General features: G+C 67.1%; 1 protein-coding gene. It reads right to left on the reverse strand.

The features are described 5' to 3' along the window. Positions 1-550: 550 nt before the first annotated feature. Positions 551-1450 (reverse strand): 3'-5' exonuclease, encoded by a 900-nt coding sequence (locus ACRYR8_RS21140; RefSeq protein WP_432486231.1) that lies wholly within the window; start codon positions 1448-1450, stop codon positions 551-553. Positions 1451-1631: the final 181 nt, after the last annotated feature.

Raw genomic sequence — 1631 nt, forward strand, 5'->3', positions numbered from 1 at the left:
GCGGCTGCACCCGCTCCCACAGCCCGTCGGACACCAGCTCCTCGACCCGCTCAGACACCGCCGCCTCGATCATGTCTCCAAGCTGTGACGGCCTGACCGAGTCCGCAACTCATAGTGAAATGAACTGTAAACGAACACCCACCGATGTAATCACGACACCCGTACCAGCACACCCCAACCGGCCGACTTCCCTACCCCACCACCCCTGCCCAGTCCTACCCTCACCCACAGGCGATACGCCCCACCAGCCGCCCGCAAGCGCCGCCCCTTCCCCAGCACCACGCAGCGCTCGCCGGCACCACGCCCACCGCAACGAGCTACCCCTGCAGGGTGCCCCCTCGCTCCTGAGTGCTCGCCTGCCGGAGCAGAGCGAGGCCCGGCACGGCGCTGGGGACCGCTGCATGATCAGGCGACACCGGACCTGGCTTGCCGCTGAGGCAGCCTGGAAGGAGGACTTGCTGCACCGTTCGGTGACAACGGAACCCGGGGCGGATACTTGCGCGGGTCGATGCTGGTACCGCTGCCACCGTATAGAAGGCTGGCCATACCGCTAGTTGGCTCGGCACACTCGGTAACGCACCCGCGCGGCATCGAGAACTCGTTGGACTTGACTTTGTCTACTCGTCGGCGTGATGAGCACGAGATGACGTTGCGCCCTGCTCGCACCGACGTACAAGACGCGTCGCTGCTCGCTGGCGGTGCCACTTTCCCAGTGGTCGAGCCCCAGTGCCCCGTCGTTGTGGGGCGAGGTCAGCGCCAGGATGACCGCCTCGAACTCCTCGCCCTTGACACCGTGGATGTGGCTGTGCCGCACTTCGCGAAGGTCCTCGCCAGGTGCCGACACCGTGCGTCGAGCCTGCCACCCGTCCCACACCGTCTCGAGGATCTGTGCCTTCCGTCCCCAGGGGTCGACGAGGGAAATGGGCAGCGCAGCGGCGAACTCGGTCATGAGCGTTCGAACGCTGCTCGCGCACGTCGCCTTGTCGCTCCAGTCGCTGGAGGCGCTCAGCAGACGGCAAGCCTGCGCTCGCAACTGCTCATCGCTGATCCCCAGGTGCTCCAACTGCTCACGACGCGTGTGTGTAGAGCGTTCGTCGGGCCACTGCAGCATCCGCAGTACGAAGCCCTCCACCTGATGGACCGCCGCCAGGCGCCGCGAGACGGGTTGTGGTGCGTGCAGCTGGGCCAATGCCCCCAGCAACGCAGCCATGGCCGTGCTCCCGCCCAGGGAGTCGGCCGCGACCCTGCTCAAGGCTTGCGCACGGCGCCGGCTCGCAGCCAGAATCCATGTCTGCGTCGGTGCGATGCCAGCCTCACGCACCAACTGCAGGGCAGCAGTACCGGCCTTGTCCTCGCTGCCGACCACCAGGTCGACCGCGTCTGGTCCGGGTGGTGGGGTGGGGCCCGGGGTGATCGCTTCCCGTCCGACCGAGCGCAGGCTGCTGACCAAGGAGCAGATGACAGGGGTGGAACGAAAGCATCGCGTCAACGACGCGATGCTCTCTGAAGTGTCACGGCTTCTCTGCCGTCTTCATGTGGGACACGACTCCGGGATGCCCTCGCTGAGGGCAGCGTAGTGGGCGGCCTCAGCCTCCGCTGGTGGGCGGTAGTCCAGCCGGGAGTGCAGCCGG

The organism is Kineococcus esterisolvens (assembly GCF_050871405.1).
Classification (GTDB): Bacteria; Actinomycetota; Actinomycetes; order Actinomycetales; family Kineococcaceae; genus Kineococcus.